Origin of the sequence: Pseudoalteromonas rubra, from assembly GCF_004212645.1 — a bacterium.
GTDB lineage: Bacteria > Pseudomonadota > Gammaproteobacteria > Enterobacterales > Alteromonadaceae > Pseudoalteromonas > Pseudoalteromonas rubra_G.
The window spans coordinates 1-263 of sequence record NZ_PPUZ01000083.1 but is presented as its reverse complement, the minus strand read 5'-3'; the positions used below and the strand labels follow the sequence as shown (position 1 = coordinate 263).

1 protein-coding gene is annotated in these 263 nt (G+C 52.5%); it reads right to left on the bottom strand.

Going from position 1 to position 263, the window contains the following annotated elements:
- A partial coding sequence (locus C3B51_RS21205; RefSeq protein WP_130246317.1) for a hypothetical protein occupies positions 1-263 on the bottom strand: 263 nt, incomplete at both ends.

Here is a 263-nt window from a genome sequence, read left to right as displayed (position 1 = left end):
ACTGTGGTAACCCGATTCAGCACATCGTACCCAAAGGTGGTCTCGGTTGCTTCACCAGTCAGGGTGCGGCTGGTCAGGTTCCCCAGCGCATCAAAGGTGTAACTGTGCTGCTGAATATAGCTGTAAGTGCTGCGCGCATCTACGCCCAGTGTTTTGAGGTTGCCACGGTTGTCATAGCCCACCACCATGCTGAAGTAGCCTTTTTTATAGCCGGTAATGCGTCCCGCACTGTCTTCAGACTCTGCAACATAGTAGATTTGTCC